The 273-nt window shown below is 39.9% G+C and carries 1 protein-coding gene; it reads left to right on the top strand.

From position 1 onward, the window contains the following. Positions 1-273: Mur ligase family protein (locus ACEN88_RS35460; RefSeq protein WP_413347085.1), on the top strand; the 273-nt coding region annotated here is incomplete at both ends.

Raw genomic sequence — 273 nt, forward strand, 5'->3', positions numbered from 1 at the left:
GTCACATTGACGAAGAAAATCAATCAAGCCGTTGAGCAAGGTGCAGAAGCGATGACGTTAGAAGTTTCAAGTCATGGTTTATCACTTGGTCGTTTACGCGGTGTTGAGTTCGATGTAGCTATCTTTTCAAATCTAACGAAAGACCATCTCGATTTCCATGGCAGCATGGAAGCGTATGGTCATGCGAAATCATTGTTATTTAGTCAACTGGGTGAAGATTTAAGTAAGGATAAAGAGGTCGTGTTAAATAATGATGACCCATTTTCAGAGTAT

This window comes from Massilia sp. CT11-108 (assembly GCF_047302915.1).
Classification (GTDB): Bacteria; Pseudomonadota; Gammaproteobacteria; order Burkholderiales; family Burkholderiaceae_D; genus Telluria; species Telluria orientalis.